This is a genomic window from Stenotrophomonas sp. STEN029 (assembly GCF_056760015.1).
In genome coordinates, this window is the sequence record NZ_JBRREC010000003.1 from 62,601 (window position 1) to 77,556 (window position 14,956).

Here is a 14,956-nt window from a genome sequence, read left to right on the forward strand (position 1 = left end):
GTTGGTTGAAGTTAGGTTTTTTGTTTCAAATGCTCACTGACGATCTCGAACAGTCGTCGCAGGTCATCGGCGTTGGGAACACTCAAGGTGATGAAGGGCTCGCCATGGATCCGGATGTGGGCACCGTGGGCGGTGATCTCCGTTAGGCAGCCCAGTAACCGGATCTCTGCCGGCTCGAACTTGGCCTTGCACCGAATCTGGGTTTCGGTGATCAGCACCCCTTTCCTAGCCCCGCCGAAGTTGGTGTCGTCGATGAGCACGACAACGTCCTGCGGCCGCAGCCTCTCCCCGTAGCTGTGCAAGGCGCCCTGGAGCTTTTTCCTTGGGATGTTCGGGGCCACGAACACGCGTTCAAAGGGTTCGTTGCAGAACTCCAGTCCCTCCAGTACCTGCTTCAGTGAGCGGAGAGGGGGAGGCTCTGGAGCCTTGGTTCGTGGAGCCTCTGACTCGGGGCTGGGTCTGGCGGTGGCTCGGGAGCTGTCAAATCGCTCCCGTTGGTCCGGGTCTTTGAGGACGGCATAGGCCTTGTTGATGGCCTGCATCTTCGCCGTGGCCCATAAGACGGCAGCCTTGTCCCCGACTGCGTATCGGTCCGGGTGGTATTGGCTCCGTCGGCCCTTGTAGGCCAGCTCTATTTCCCAGAGCGGAGCCTCGGAGCGTACCCCGAGGACTTCGTAGTGGTCTTCTTCGAACATCCCTTTTCCCTGCAGTAGCGGTAGCCGAGCGATTCTTGCCAGAACCCGATGGCTCGCGGGTGAGTTCCGCTGCCCCTAGGGACCTAGCTCCGCGCTCGACCTTTGCCCTACCTAGACACCCATAATGCTAATCGTAGTATGTCGAATAGTGGTATTCAAATCGAGACCATCTGTCGATGGCTCGTGCATCCCACGAAACTCGATTGGTCGCCGTTTTCGCCGGAAATGTCCGACGATTGAGAAGAGAACGTGGACTCTCTCAAGAAGAGTTGGCCGAGGCGGCCGGCGTCCATCGGACATACGTGGGCATGATCGAACGCGGCGAAAAGAACGTCACGATTTACAACATCGAGCGGATCGCAATAGCTCTTGATGTCCCTCCAGGATCTCTCCTCGAGTGAGCGTAGATATCTGAAGGTGACGGAACGCCCCCCTAGAGGTCGGCCGCCTCCTCAATCTTTAGCGCCTCGACTAAGCAGACCCCTGCTCTCATGCGAAGCCTGCTAGCAGCCTCCCTAATCCTCGCCCTCTGCCGCCAATTTCCATCAGCAGTACGTTCCATCTCCCGAGCCCGCCGGTCCAGGTCAGCCGCTTTGGCACGAGCTATTGCCGCCCTGGTCGATGACCAGGATGTCTCCGCTTCCTTCATGCTGTTCCCCTAAGTATCCGGGCCTTCAGATCTGCCCGAGCTGAGCCATCGAAGTACCTTGGCTTGCCGACACAACAAGGTGATCGACGACCCTCACGTCCACCATCGCCAACACTTCCTTCAACCGCTTGGTGATGGCCTTGTCGGCCTCTGACGGTTCGCAGTGCCCGCTGGGATGGTTGTGAGCCAGTAGGACCGCTGCCGCGTTCAGGGCCAAGGCACGTTGGACAACAATCCGCGGATGGATCTCAGCACCATCTATGGAGCCAGAAAACAGCCGCTCCACGGCGATTAGGCGGTTTCGGTTGTCAAGAAACGCCACCTCGAAGTGCTCCCGGATTTCACTGCCGAGACGGAGACGGAAGAACCTGCCGGCAACATCGGAATCTCCCAATAGAAGGCCACTGACCATTGCTCTGCTCTCTAGGATTTCCAATGCCTGAGCGAGGACAGAGCTGTCACGCTCGTTCAAACTTCCAGGCAGCTCTTCCAGGCGTTGCCTCTGCGAAGAAGAGTTCATGCGGCTTCCCCTAACAGTTCCTTCCAAGCCTTCTGCTTTAGCAATGCCCCCTGGCCGAACCAGGCAGCATCCAAGCGGTTCTCCGTGCTCTGCGCCCGCCGATGGTGGTCCACGAACTCGGTGATGCTGTTAAGCAGGCCAAAGGCCGTGCCCCTGCTGGTCTTCAGGTTCGCTCCCCTCCCCTGCCCGTCGTACAGCGCCCGCACCTTGGCTACAGCCTGCTCGTTCACGACCGCTTTTCCATTCTGAGCAGCCGGATAAGTGAGCAAGTTGCGCAGCGCCCCATCGACCGAATCAGGGTTTACAGGTGTCTCGCAGAGGATCCGCATCCGCTCCACAAAGCCATGCCAGCCCTCGACTGCAATACCCAACTGGCTCTTGACCCTGTCAGCATCGAAGGCACTGCGGTGCGGGACCTTGATGGCTCCAGTTCGATCCCCAACAGCCACCTGCAGGGTGTTGTTGCAAACCACACGGACTGAGGTGAACTGGGCAGTGGTAGCCAGCGTTCCGTCACAGGCCGTAGCCAGAAGAAGATAGCCATTCACCTGGTCTTGACCCTTCAAGGCGACGCCCTGACCCGTCCGGGCTAGCGCCCAGAACTTCCGCCCGCCCCGAAGGACCCCGGCAGTCTCCAACTCAAAGCCGCTATGGCGTGTCAGATCCCGATAGAACTCGAGGATCTCACGAGGCTGAACTACCTGATAGCGCTTGGAAACGACGGCTAGCGGACGTTTGGTATCAGAGCGATAGAGCACCTTCTGCCCAGGGAATGCCCGCACCGGATACTGATCTTCAGCATCGGCGGCGAATCGCACCTCAGCTTCCTCCAAGGACCAGTTCATACCGGCACGTTCGCGCCATACTTCGATGGGCTGATTTGGGGCCAACTGGCTTCCGATGCCATGCCATGGAACTTGGCCGGCATAAGCCATGGTTTCAACGTGATGCATCTTGATCTCCTTTCATTGACGGCATAACGCACAAGGCCCGGACAATGCCGGGCCTTGTAGGTCTACCTGAGCTGTTGGTTTAGTCGTAGGAATCCCGGCCGAACTGGTCGGGGCGTGTGAACGAACAACGGGCTACGGCCGACAAGATGGCCGCAGCCACGATGAAGACGCAGTAGAGGAACTCGGATTTATCTTTCATACCTAGTACTCGAAGCGATACGCCGATGCGCGGCGCACACGCAAAGCAGGAGGATCCCGCTTCAACGTAGTACTAAGGGTCTGAAGTAATTTCCAATCGAAGACGGCACGTCGATGCAGCTCAACATCTAGGCAGATACATGCCGACCCAATACAGACACTGCCCGATATGCCTCGTCGAACTAGCGCTATTCGAGCGAGACGCGGTCTCAAACACGCATTCGCGACAGATCACACGACCCTATTTACGTCTAACAGCGTTCCGTGCTGGTCTGAGCCCACGGGCGGGCGCTATCAGGGGTTCCGACATTGCCCAGCAGCAACGAACAACTGCTCGGCGAAGTCGGACGGTGGGCAGCCCTGTCTGTTGATGGCCACCAGGCCCTGCCGCCCGTAATGGTCCTGCAGCTTGTCGATGGCGCATTTGCAGTTGAACTTCGGTGCGCCGCTGCTCATGCAGTTGTCTATGAACTGGCCCAAGATAGGCCCGGCAAATGGGCAGGCCGGATGCTGGTGCTGAAATGCAGATTTCCCCGTATTTGGCAAAGCTATGGTTTTTCTCCCTTTGGGACGAGAACCTGCGGGGAGGTGATATGGCCTGCAATCGCGCGGATTGCCCCTAATAGAGTGACCCGAAAATTCCGGGTTGGTTACCCAATGAAATCGTAGCCCTCCCCTGCTCGTCCTCTTCCTCGAAATGCGCGGCATTGACCAGGCACCCCCTAGCCAGAAGGCGAAGCCCGCTTGCGGCAGCTCGAAGCCGGACGCGGCGCATCCAGTTGTCGGCACTGGACTGTTCCAGCTGCCGGGTTTCCGGCAGTTGGAGGAATTGCCGGCCAATTTCCGGCGATCAATCCATCACAAAAGCTGCCCCGTCAAACTTGATTCGGTAGACGACCCGCTGGCTTGGGCGGTGCTGCTCGTCGTTTGGACCATACTGAAGCCCCGCGATGCGAACCAACCCGTTCTCTGCCGAAACATCCGTAACGTGGGCAAGGCGCAACTCTGGGAACTCGTAGTCAGTGACGACGATAGGATCAGCGGAACTGAATCCGCGATGTTCAACGACTGTAAAATTGTCGCTTATTGTTGCGTTACCTCCCGAACAACCGACATCACCCTGCCAATGCACGAGGTACATAGCACCCAAGCCATTGGACTCAAGGTCTCCTTCCTGAATCTCGAAGGCCTTGTACTTTGCCTCGTCGAGTTGGCAGGCGGTAGCCTCGCTGTAACTGCGCACAATCTTCGTCGCAACACGTTCATCCAAGGCATGAGCCTGCGACGCAAAGAGTGATGCAACCAATGCAAACACGAACTTGTTCACGATACCCCCGGCAGATGACCTACTAAGCACTAGCCTGATCCGATGATCCAACTAGGCAACTTAATCACAAAGAAAACTCCTACATTGCAGGGGGAGTTAGAGGCCTCCCAACGCCCCGCTCCCAATTACGCGTTCCGCAAGAACTACCGGCCGCGCAACTGCTCAATCCCAGTAGACAGTAGCCCAAGCGTGATTGGCCCGCCAATCAATAGCGACACCAATGCCAGCATTGGCCCAACAATAGCCTTAAAGCCAAAGAACTTTGCTGGAAATAGCTCAATGACCAGCTTAAGCGTGAGAATTCCTGCACAAACCCCAACAACGAGCAGCAGCAGACCCAGAAGAGCGCCGCCTGCCTGAAACTTTCGCCCAGAGCAATACTTACTCAAAACAGCCTCCCAATAAACCAAGCGAGAAATCGCCGCCGCCACCACCCATCTGCGTGAGACCCAGCGACCTAGATACAGCTATGAGAACCACCTAGCCAGTGTTTCCTTGGCCTTAGTCACATGCACATCTTTGATATTCGCCGCAGTGGCAGTGAGTGCGGCAGCCAGAACACCGACGTCGTCGCTATACCCAACGACTGGCGCAATATCCGGTATTACATCCAATGGAAGAATGAAATACCCCAGCGCAGAATAGATGGCGGCCTTGGCCCAAGCGGGAGTGTCCGCATCTTGAGCAGCGTAGTACATCTTCAAAGCAGGGGTCATCGCCGACTTCCCTGCACTCTTCGCGTGGTTCTTCGCTTTATCCCAAAAACTCGCGTCAGAATAAGATGACCCGTAAGAATCTGAAGACATTGAAACGCCCCCCCCCTGTTAAGAAATAAATAGCGTCGACGAGAGTCAAAACTAACGGTCGAGCCCCAAAACGAATCCTAACCGATCAGCGATTATCGCCGCCACCCCCTTTGCCCATGTGAATTTGTCGGGATGCCACGCCTGTTTCTTGGTCGATGTGCTAATGGCCTGCAGCTTGGCAGGCGTCAATCGCACGGGCTGCGACTGGGAGTTGGCTTTCTCAATTTCGCGTATCGCGCGCTGAAAGGCCGTACCGTGTTCTCGTTCATGCCCAACAACGCGGCCACGGTGCGGTAGCCAAACGACGGCTCGGCCTTGATCATTTCCTTGATCGGTGCAGCCGGTTCGGGGTTGACCTTCGCCGGCGCTCGGGCGGGCTATAGTATGTCGTGCGGTGGGCCACCTCAAACCACCGACACAGCTTGGTCATTGGAACGGCAACACCTTCGTCTTTCAAGCGCCGCTGGATCGAGCGCATCAGCTCTCGTCCTTTCCCAGCAGGGACGCCAGCTTTTTCCGGGCACGGATCTCCAGCATCGCCTCGCCATAGGCCTCCTGCAGATCCTTGAGCTGACGCTCGTACTGCTCGCGCACGTGGTTTGGCCCGCAGTGCGTTCTCCATGCCGCGCTTGCCATCCTCCACCAGCTCTCGATCTCGGCCGGGGGCAGGTCGAACTGGCGGCTGGCAACGCCCACCGTCGTCCTGCCTTGGGTGATCTCAAGGATCAGTTGGTCATTACAATTCATCGCACTTTCCTCACTTCTTACGGCACAAACGCACAAGGCCTGGACGATGCCGGGTCTTGTGCGTATACCGATGCATTATCAATTATGGGGCTTGATGTCTTCACTGCCCGAAGACAGAGCACACCGAGCAACCGCAGCGATGATGGAAGCTGCGACAACCAAAACACAGTACATACAATCGGATCTTTCTTTTATCCAACCATATCCCAAGAAGATGCATCATGGCGGAACATTTACACGCAAAGTCAGAACCCACTGACTTCACAAGGGTGATATGCACCTGAAATTACTTACAACCAAATCACCCTAGACACCTAAAGCATTGCAAGACGGTTTACAGCCAAATAAATCAAATTAAAACCGAAATATAAATTACTTCAGATCACATCGAAATATATCAACCTTGGTTTCAAGACACTTGCGCAGGCTCAGATCGTTTGCCCCAACCTCGAACCACCCTCCAGGCTTCTGGTAGAAATCCAGCCCGCGACCAATCTTGATGACCCAACCGTTGTCCAAGCGGATCTCGCGGTCATGGATGTTTGGGTTGAGTTTCACTTCCAGCTCGACATCCAATTCCAGCAGGCTCTGCTTCAACTCATCCAGCTTTTCGGCGATGTCGGCCAGCTGGGTCTTGTCGTCATAACCGGTGATCAGGCTGATCTTCTTGACAGTGCCGGCCTTCAGCACCGTCTCGCAGAAACGCACGAAGTTCTGAATCTGATGTTGCAGCCGGATATACGGGTCTTCAATGATGACGGCCTTCGCGCCCCGTAAGTAGGGGCCGAGGATCGACTCGTAGCTGTAACCGGTGTCACCATATAGGATGCTGAAATGTTGTTCCTTGAGCTCCACTGTTGGTGACTCAACCACCACTGGTGTCGGCGCAAGCGGCGACAAGGTCACTGAAGGTTCTACCGTAGAGGCTGGCACAGGCTGAACGGCGGGCTGCACTTCGACTGCCTCACTGGGCTGCTCACTCACCTGGCTCAAGCGACGACGAGCCGGCTGCTGTGTTGCCGCCGCATTCTTCGACTCCGGACAAAAAACCACCACTTCCTCACCGCTGGCCTTGAAGTAAGACAGATTGATACGTGCAAACTCGTCATCCGGCTTGCGCTTGTTCATCTGCTCTTTGACGCGGCGGCGGCATTCGGTCGCGTAGGCCACGTACTCTTCGAACTCGTCGTCTGTCGGCGGTCCGTGCGGATGCAGGATCTTCAAGAAGGCGCAAACGGTCTTCTTGATGCCTTTCTCGTCGCGCCCCTCGATCGACTTACCGAGCCGGATGCGCTTGCTGACTTCTTCATACCGATTGGTATGCTTGAACTGGTAATGGAATGCCTCGGCCAGGTAGTCGGTAATGAACCCGTAGTTGTTGGTAAGGAACTCGCTGCTGTTCTTCGGCATTTCCCAGCCCGGGATGTAGGCAGCGAAACGGTCCATCACGGCCAGGTCGAGCTCTGGCGGCAACGGCTGGAAAAGATCGTGCTCGTTGGAGTTCACCACCTGCTGCACCGACACGTCGATGTTGCCAACGAAGCTCAAGCTCGCGTCAGCAATAACCTCAGCCCCGCGCGAAAAGCGCCCGTTGGCCATGAAGTCCTTCATGATCTGGATGGTGTCTGGATCGCGCACCTTGATCCCACCGACCTCGTCAAAGGCCACCGTATCCCAAAATCCGACCAAACCCACCTTGCGGCGCGCGTTGTTGTAGAACATCGTTGCCTTGGTCGCCTGGCCGCCCGAGATCAGCGTGGCGTAGGGCGAGAACTCGCTGAAGAAATAGGACTTGCCAGTACCCCGCGGACCCAACTCAATGTAGTTGTAATTGGGCTCCACCAGCGCGGCAAGCCTGGCGATGAAATGCATCTGAACGCGTTTCGAGAGCTTGCTGGGTTCCAAACCGACGGAACGCAGCACCGCTGCGATCCACTCATCGCGAGTGAAAGCTGCTCGGCCTTCTGCATAGCGGTCGAAGTCGAAGCGGGTCAGTTGGATCGGACGCAAGTCCTCGATGGAGAACGCGTAGTCGTCCTCATCGATATCGTTGTGCGCCAGAGTAACTTCGGCCCAAATGCCGCCTTCCAGCAACCTGTCGTTGTCACGATAGAACTTCTCGCCAATCGCGATGCGTTGCGAGTTGAAGTTTTCTAGCGATGCCCAGTGGCGCTTCTCTTTCTCGACATAGCGAACGTGTACCTTGTCGATGAACCGGTGCTTGCCCTTGGTAGCGACCTTGGACTGCGCGGCATTGGCCTCGTCTGGCCGAACGTAGTTCTCCTGCAGCGACGACAGCACAGCGTCCATGCCAGCATCCATTTCTGCCTGGTCATTGCTGGCGCAATACTTAGCGAGCAGGAACTCCAGGACGAACGTCGGGACGTTGGTGCCTTTCTTGATTCGATGCAGCAGGTCCTTACGAAGTACCTTGCCGTCGAATATGGCGTTCATTTTTTGGTCGAGTTCGTCCATAGGGATCATTCCGTATAGTCGGTTTCAAGCGCCAGATTGCTGTAGGCAGCTAGAGTCGTCGGGTTAAGCGCTTTGACCGAGAACTTGCCTCTGAACTCATCATCCATCCGCAGCGCAATCTGCTTGCGCTGGCCTGGCATCAGGGTCACGGTTCTGGTCGCAGGGTTCACATCCCCGCCTGGACGCGGCTCTCCCACTACGTTGCCCTTGCTGTCCTGCGCTTCCAGCAATATCTCCACGCTCATGTCTTGCGAGAACATGTCGTCGGCCACCAGTATCACTTCGATGACCGGCAATCGCGTAGTGATTCGTTTGGCGCCGTTCTTGTAGCCCAGCTCCACCACCACCTTGCGCAATTCCGCATGGGCGGCGGTATCCAAGCGTGCCACCAGCACCGGCACAACGGCCTCGGCCAGGGATGCCCCGCCGTGGAAATACAGGTGCCCTGAGCGATAGGGGGCCATGCTGCGCGGTAACGCCACTTGGGTGAAATCACCGCGAATGCCGACCTTCTCTGCACTGACGACCAGGCTGTGACCATCGGCGGTGCCGTCGCCCAGCATCATGCGATCATGGGCATTTACGGGCCACTTCCCCTGCGGTTTGACGCACACATCGCCAGCTTCCGCCTGTGCGTTCAGGAAGAAACCATGATCAGTGACGATCACCGCTTCCTTGAAGCCCATACCGCGCAGCTTGTGTAGCGCCACGCGGATCAGCTTGAGCGTGCCCGGAATCAACCCGAGAGTCGTCTCGGGGTTGCTTTCCAATTGGCTGTCGATCTCCGTGGAGCGCAGCACCAGCAGATCGACTGTCTCTGCGATCTTGGGTTTGCCGCGAACAAAATCGTTGAGCGGCATTTCCGCGAAGCGATCGCCATACCGCTTGGCCAGCACACCCATGCGTTGCGGGACATTACTCACCGGCGCCCCTGCCAGCTTCGGCACCAGGGAATCGTTCTCCAGCGATAGGGTCAGCCCCGTGCGAGCACCCGGCAGCAAGCTCGCCATCCCCACCAGGGTGATGGTCGGCAGCTGCGCATAGGCCGCTTGCAGCTCGACGGGACCATCTTCCGCCAGCAGCTTTTCGAGGGCCACGCCCAACTCATAGCGCAGGGCGTCCACCATCAGGTAGGCCACCTTGCGGCCGCTTTCCTTGAGGCGATCCGCCACGAGACGATCAAAAGCATCGGCATTGGCCAAGCGTCCAGTGGGTGGCCAACCGGCGGTTTCGACGTGTTTCACAAACACGCCTTGAACCTTTTCCGCCAAACGCCTATAGCGGGCGCGGGCCTGACTGATCACTTCATGCATCACGCCATGCGGGTCGAGGAAGTCACCCGCCGCTTGCTCAAACTCGCGCTGCAAGCGATCTGCTTCACGCAGACTGCCCAGGTAGAAGTCGATCAGCTCCGCTTGTGAGCGGGCGTGATCCGGCAACTGGCGTTCGAAATCATCGCAAGCCTCGACCAGGCTCAAACCAGACCGCACCAACTCCCACTGAGCCTGGCTTTCGCCTTTGCCTAGCCATACCGAGCTTTTGTGGCGAGTCAGCACACGGCGCGTGGCATCGGTGTCGCCACTGACAATGCCCTTGATCGCGGCGCGAAGGAAGGTTCGCTCTTCGAAGGGGAAAGTGTCGCGCTCGCCCAGGTCCTCAATTGCCCCGCACAGTTCGGTCAGGTTGAGCTCTTCCTCGATAGCTTCCGCCCGCTCGATGTACACCGCGCGTGATTTTGGGTCGCTGCGCAGCCGGTCGCACACATCCTCGACGATGGGCCTGGCTTCCATCGGTGCGTGCGGCACGCCCTTTAGGGTGTTCGGCAATGCCGCCGGCAAATCGAACACGAACTCGCTGAACAGCACATAGCGCCACAGCTCATCCGCCAGGGCAGACCAGGTCTTGCCGCGCGTCTTCACGCTCAGGCCCAAGGTGGCGCGGAGAAAATCGCGCGCTTCTTGCACCCAGCCTTCCTGCCCCTTGAGCGCTTCGGATTGGCTGGTACTCGGGGCCAGCAGTGCGGCCAGAATCTCGCGGCCAGACTCCACCCGCAATGTGGCTCTCAGCTGAGGCCAGCTCACACCGCCGCCGATGGCATCGATCACTGCAAACGTCGGCCCAGAGGGAGATGTGGCAAACACCTGCCGGATCTCGGTCGCGTGATCCGGCCTGGCGCGCAGGCACAGACTCAGGTACTCGTCGCCATCATCGTACGGGAACACCGCGCCGCATTCTGCGTACAGGGCGAATGGGTCAGCCTGCTTCTGCTCATCGGTTTCAGGGCGCTTCGCAGGCACATAGATCAAAACACCTTCCAGTGGCGCCTTTGGCTGCCCCACCTCGCGCAGCGCCTGCAGTGCCGCCTCACGGCTTTCAATGCTGCTTTCAGACGCATCCACCACTCGTAGCTTGTCGGCCGCCAAGTCGAAACACTGTTCGCGGTAGCGCTTGTCGGCGTCGTAGACCACCAAGGCGCCAGCCTGCTTCAAGCGAGGCCGCAGAACGCTCTCGCGGATAAACTCAGCAATACTCATTCATCACCCCCGGCCTTCTTCTTGCCGCGCGCCTTCTTCGGTTTGGCCTCGGGCACGACGTACAAATCCTTCAGCCCATGCGCGATAGCTAGAGACTTGTCGGTCTTGCACTTCTCGCGAACGCGATCTGGCCAGTAGTTCATGGCCAAGTGCGCCCAGTCGTAGTCCCCCTTCTTCAGTTTGGCCCATGTCTCCTTGATCGCTTTTTGCCAAGGTTTGTGTTGCACAAGCGACCACAAAGGAGCGGCGGAAATTTGTACGCCGTCATCATGGCTCGGCTTGTAGGTAGGGGCGATCTCGAGCAGAGAATTACGAAGTTCGATCAACTCCAACTCTAGCGATTGCAAACTTTCATAGTTTCTTTCGTCGTCGCGTGACCGACCCGCCCCCTTCTTTCGGAGGAGATCCACATCCTTGCTGACCTGGACTAGTTTTGGCTCAACGAAGTCATTAACAGCGGTATAGATCGTCTGGCTCGATAGCTTGTGATAGTAGATCCATAGCGTATAGCTGCCCGATGGAGTGCCGAGTGGCCAATAGATCGGGGCGGTGCGGCGACTCTTTCCGTATTGAGAGATGTGATATTTAAAGAAATCCTTCTGGAAATACCGACCCAAATCACTACCCAACGCCGAGACAATCTGACTCTCTACGTCTTTCGCGTTATTTGGCCAGATGGCGCGAAGCGCATGCTCAACAGCACCTACGATAGATCTCTCATGTCCGTTGTCATCTACGAGGATTCCAATTTCCGAAGGTTCTAAGTGAGCAACCGGCGGCGTTTTAGGTAGCTCGTCAAACGGGTTATCGATGAAGTTATCGATTGCGGCCTTATTCACATCACCTGTGAACCAACGTCCAAATGCAACGCCTACCGCAAAGGAGACGAGCCTCTCCGCCGCTTCTTTCTTATCTCCTTCGCGCGACGAAACCGCATGTAGCACGTTCTCAGGCGGACAACGCAGAATATGGCAGATGATCTCGGTTTGGCGATCTACAAAGTAGCTCTTCTTGGTTATCCACCTGGAAGCTCCATCCTGCTCCACACCTTTTCGAATGAGCGCATCAATTGAAAGCGAAAGAAGATCATTGATTTCTTCTGTTGAAACATCTTCATTGTATTGACACGGGTGTAAACCAATCTCAGCATTCACGTAATCGATTTCCGACTGGGTGAGCCCCATCGCTTTCGTCACTACAGTGTCGATGCGATAGCTTGATCTAAGCGCCTTTGTGATGTTGCGTTGCCTTTCGGTACTCAACTGAACTGATAGTTCTTCAAGGCCTTGGCACTCCCCCAGCGGAAAACCTGAGAAGAAACACGTTGTCTCGTCAAAAGACTGCGCATGCGCAACGACTCGAAATAAAGAGCGGCAATCTTCTCTGAATTCTGGATAATCAATGCGCTCAATGGTGGACGCCGGAATTGAATTGACTACTTTCGTAGTGTATCGACGGGCCGCGCTTCCCGAAGTAGCGACATCGCCACCACCTACGGCCAACTCCAAGTAAGCCTGTGGTGCTCTACAAATAAAATATGCGATGGATTTTAAGAGAAGCGACCTATCCTCCAAGAACCAACTTTGTGCGTTATGACTAAATATGCAACCTTCAGGCAGAACCTTAGCTGCAAAAGCACTCGCGGTCCTGACGGTATATGTCGCACCAGCCTTAAAATAGAGGTCACTGTTTTTAACGACGAATGACCAGTTGCCGTTAAGGTACGGGTATTTCGTGCAGACAGACGCCTTGAGTTGCTCTCCGTCCACACCCCAATCAACCAGAAGGTGAATATCATCATATGGCGGTGAATATTCCCCACCTTTGGAGAAGCGACGCCAGCGATACCCTTCTCCGATAGAGTCGTAGCTTACCTCCCAAGCCAGCCGCACGAATCTGAAATCGTCTGCTGTTGCGAGCCCCTGCCTGACTGCCGTCATATGTGTTTGAAAAGACTCCGCTTCGCAAAACCGCTCTAGAAACTTCACAGGAGCCCAATACCCAAAGACGCCTCCAGGAATTCTCTCGATTACGTCCTGGTCAATAACGAAGACATCTTTCCCGTGATCCGTTAACCCCCGAATTTCTTCGATGGAAGCTAGAAGGCTAGCCTCCTTCTCGCGAGTGGCGAGATGTCTGCTTGCCACGATCTTCTTGTCGCCTCCCTGGCCCTGCTGAACAACATAAGCAGCAGCCTCAACCAGCGCATCATCAAGTACGCCCAGCCCGAGATCAGCAAAAAGCCGCAACTCATTCCTCCATAGGACCTCGGTTCTCCACGGCTCGCTGTCACCCATGAAGAATCCAGTTCTTGCACTTAGGACACCGACCATCCCTCGTGGCATGCACAGCTGTAGAGCGCGCTCCACAAAGCACTGAAAGATGTCCTGACGGGAATTTGGATATGTTGCTTTCTGGTAATTAAATACTTGTTCCGCCGCCTCACCAAATGGAGGATTCATCACCACCACATCGAACATCTCTCGGCATAGATCGATAAGCCGCAGTCCTTGCAGGGCATCCTGAGCAAAGAGACGTCCTTGGTAGGTCGATTTGGCGGCCTGGGCAAATTCGGTGAGTGCCTCACGCAGCCTTGCCTCTGCTTGCTGCCAGCTCCCCTGCTCCTGCGCAGCAAACAGGCCGGTGCCTTTCCCGACATAGACCTGGCGAATCAAGTTCGGTAGCTCCCGTTCGACCTGGAGGAGCACACCCAATTCCGGCAGCCCCTTGAGCAGTTGCAGGGTCTTCTTGAACAGCTCTGCATCGCGCTGATCGAGGTTGGCCGCGAACTGCTGGCGCAACTCACGTTCTGCTGGTGGTGCAATGGCCGCAACCACATGACCTCGTCCAATCAAGGGACGGTCTTTGGCCTTCACTCCCGCATCGTGCCAAGCGCGCTGCGCCCGCAGCCACAACGCCAGCGAGGCGATCTGGGCAGCACGCGGGTCGATGTCCACGCCATAGATGTTGTGTTCGATGACCAGACGCGGTACGTCCCGCAGGAATGCCGCCTCGTCCTCATAGGTCTGGCTCAGTGGTTTTATAGCAGCCTGAGGCTGGGTCGAAACATCGAGTGAGCCGGGGCCGTGCTGTTGCTCCCAGGCCCATGCCTCGCGGTAAATCTCAGCGAACAGGTCGAATGCATACAGACCGAAATGCATGGAGCCGCAGGCCGGGTCCAGCAGCTTCAGGGTACGCGGGTCACGCAGCTTGGTGGCGGCTTGGGGCGTCTCATCAGGTTTCACCAGCAGGTACTGGCAGCGCTCGCGCAGGCCCGTTGCCCCGCCCGTGGCGTTGAACCAAAGACGCCCCAGGGTGTTGTCCACCAGGAACTCAACTACATAGCGCGGCGTGAAGAATTGGTTGCGTACCGCCAGCTCGCGGCTGTTGCGCGGCGCCTGGCTGGCATCGCGCATGGCCTTGCGCTCTTCCTTGGAATTGAAGTACTGGTAGATCCAGCCGATGGTTTCGTCCTCGCTCCACAGCGGGGCGATGTCGGCATCGTTGATCAGATTCAGCACTTGCAGCAGTGCGGCTTCGCGCGGGAACAGGCGGCCCTGTGGTGAGTAGCGGTCGAACAGGCCCGGCAGGTCTTGGGCGAGCTCATCGAACACGCTGAACAAATACACCCGGTAGGCATCACCAGTTTCGCCCAGACCTGTGCCAGCCAGCCGCGCATAGAGCTGGAAGCCCTTGGCCTGGAAGCCGTTGCCCACTGACTCGACCAGAAGGCCACGCGCCTCCGCCATGCGCAGCGCCGCCAGGCGGTTTAGCACAGTGAACGCCTGCTCACGGACGATGCGATCCAGACCCTGCATGGCGTTCATGTCGCCACTGGCGGTGTAGTGCGCCAAGGTGTCGCGCAGGATGCGGGCGGTCTCGCGCTGGGCGTCGTTGATATGACGCAGGCTAGCCAGCTCCGCTACGGTACCCGAGTTCGGTTCAATACCGTAGTCGTTTTGCAGCTGGCGGGTGAACTCCTCCTCCAGCACACGGCGCGCCTCGTTAACGAAGCGCTGCAGACGGTTTCTGGTTGTTTGGTCGAAAGCCAT

General features: G+C 57.0%; 11 protein-coding genes and 1 pseudogene. 1 reads left to right on the forward strand and 11 read right to left on the reverse strand.

Annotation, left to right across the window (positions count from 1 at the left end):
• Positions 1–11: 11 nt before the first annotated feature.
• Positions 12–695 carry a J domain-containing protein gene (locus tag ACVOLI_RS01280; protein WP_481533209.1) on the reverse strand — a complete coding sequence of 228 codons (684 nt, stop codon included), beginning with the start codon at positions 693–695 and terminating at the stop codon, positions 12–14.
• Between the two features lie 176 nt (positions 696–871).
• On the opposite strand from ACVOLI_RS01280, the gene ACVOLI_RS01285 reads away from it, so the two are divergent.
• Positions 872–1,096 (forward strand): helix-turn-helix domain-containing protein, encoded by a 225-nt coding sequence (locus ACVOLI_RS01285; RefSeq protein WP_481533210.1) that lies wholly within the window; start codon positions 872–874, stop codon positions 1,094–1,096.
• 273 nt (positions 1,097–1,369) lie between these two features.
• Here the strand turns inward: ACVOLI_RS01285 and ACVOLI_RS01290 are convergent, their stop codons facing one another.
• From ACVOLI_RS01290 to pglX, 10 genes and pseudogenes are all read right to left on the reverse strand, one after another.
• Positions 1,370–1,864: a JAB domain-containing protein gene (locus tag ACVOLI_RS01290; protein WP_481533211.1), complete on the reverse strand. Its 495-nt coding sequence runs from the start codon at positions 1,862–1,864 to the stop codon at positions 1,370–1,372.
• Complete coding sequence (locus ACVOLI_RS01295; RefSeq protein ID WP_481533212.1) at positions 1,861–2,817, reverse strand: DUF932 domain-containing protein; 957 nt, start codon at positions 2,815–2,817, stop codon at positions 1,861–1,863. Before ACVOLI_RS01295 ends, ACVOLI_RS01290 begins: the two co-directional genes overlap by 4 nt.
• A gap of 492 nt (positions 2,818–3,309) precedes the next feature.
• Positions 3,310–3,471 carry a hypothetical protein gene (locus ACVOLI_RS01300; protein WP_481533213.1) on the reverse strand — a complete coding sequence of 54 codons (162 nt, stop codon included), beginning with the start codon at positions 3,469–3,471 and terminating at the stop codon, positions 3,310–3,312.
• Positions 3,472–3,865: 394 nt separating this feature from the next.
• Positions 3,866–4,342: a hypothetical protein gene (locus ACVOLI_RS01305; RefSeq protein WP_481533214.1), complete on the reverse strand. Its 477-nt coding sequence runs from the start codon at positions 4,340–4,342 to the stop codon at positions 3,866–3,868.
• A gap of 143 nt (positions 4,343–4,485) precedes the next feature.
• On the reverse strand, positions 4,486–4,773 hold the full coding sequence (locus tag ACVOLI_RS01310; protein ID WP_481533215.1) for a hypothetical protein: 288 nt from the start codon (positions 4,771–4,773) through the stop codon (positions 4,486–4,488).
• A 36-nt stretch (positions 4,774–4,809) separates the two neighbouring features.
• Positions 4,810–5,148, reverse strand: coding sequence for a YkvA family protein (locus ACVOLI_RS01315; RefSeq protein WP_481533216.1), 339 nt, complete (start codon positions 5,146–5,148; stop codon positions 4,810–4,812).
• 477 nt (positions 5,149–5,625) lie between these two features.
• Positions 5,626–5,895 (reverse strand): annotated as a pseudogene (locus ACVOLI_RS01320) (DUF1153 domain-containing protein).
• A gap of 372 nt (positions 5,896–6,267) precedes the next feature.
• Positions 6,268–8,370 (reverse strand): BREX system Lon protease-like protein BrxL, encoded by a 2,103-nt coding sequence (gene brxL, locus ACVOLI_RS01325; protein ID WP_481533217.1) that lies wholly within the window; start codon positions 8,368–8,370, stop codon positions 6,268–6,270.
• 5 nt (positions 8,371–8,375) lie between these two features.
• On the reverse strand, positions 8,376–10,904 hold the full coding sequence (locus tag ACVOLI_RS01330) for a PglZ domain-containing protein (protein WP_481533218.1): 2,529 nt from the start codon (positions 10,902–10,904) through the stop codon (positions 8,376–8,378).
• On the reverse strand, positions 10,901–14,956 hold the full coding sequence (gene pglX, locus ACVOLI_RS01335) for a BREX-1 system adenine-specific DNA-methyltransferase PglX (protein WP_481533219.1): 4,056 nt from the start codon (positions 14,954–14,956) through the stop codon (positions 10,901–10,903). Before pglX ends, ACVOLI_RS01330 begins: the two co-directional genes overlap by 4 nt.

What these genes read in the sequence shown, in the direction of transcription:
- ACVOLI_RS01280 (WP_481533209.1), bottom strand. Translation starts at nt 695, where the DNA reads ATGTTCGAAGAAGACCACTACGAAGTCCTCGGGGTACGCTCCGAGGCT.
- ACVOLI_RS01285 (WP_481533210.1), top strand. Translation starts at nt 872, where the DNA reads ATGGCTCGTGCATCCCACGAAACTCGATTGGTCGCCGTTTTCGCCGGA.
- ACVOLI_RS01290 (WP_481533211.1), bottom strand. Translation starts at nt 1,864, where the DNA reads ATGAACTCTTCTTCGCAGAGGCAACGCCTGGAAGAGCTGCCTGGAAGT.
- ACVOLI_RS01295 (WP_481533212.1), bottom strand. Translation starts at nt 2,817, where the DNA reads ATGCATCACGTTGAAACCATGGCTTATGCCGGCCAAGTTCCATGGCAT.
- ACVOLI_RS01300 (WP_481533213.1), bottom strand. Translation starts at nt 3,471, where the DNA reads ATGAGCAGCGGCGCACCGAAGTTCAACTGCAAATGCGCCATCGACAAG.
- ACVOLI_RS01315 (WP_481533216.1), bottom strand. Translation starts at nt 5,148, where the DNA reads ATGTCTTCAGATTCTTACGGGTCATCTTATTCTGACGCGAGTTTTTGG.
- brxL (WP_481533217.1), bottom strand. Translation starts at nt 8,370, where the DNA reads ATGGACGAACTCGACCAAAAAATGAACGCCATATTCGACGGCAAGGTA.
- ACVOLI_RS01330 (WP_481533218.1), bottom strand. Translation starts at nt 10,904, where the DNA reads ATGAGTATTGCTGAGTTTATCCGCGAGAGCGTTCTGCGGCCTCGCTTG.
- pglX (WP_481533219.1), bottom strand. Translation starts at nt 14,956, where the DNA reads ATGGCTTTCGACCAAACAACCAGAAACCGTCTGCAGCGCTTCGTTAAC.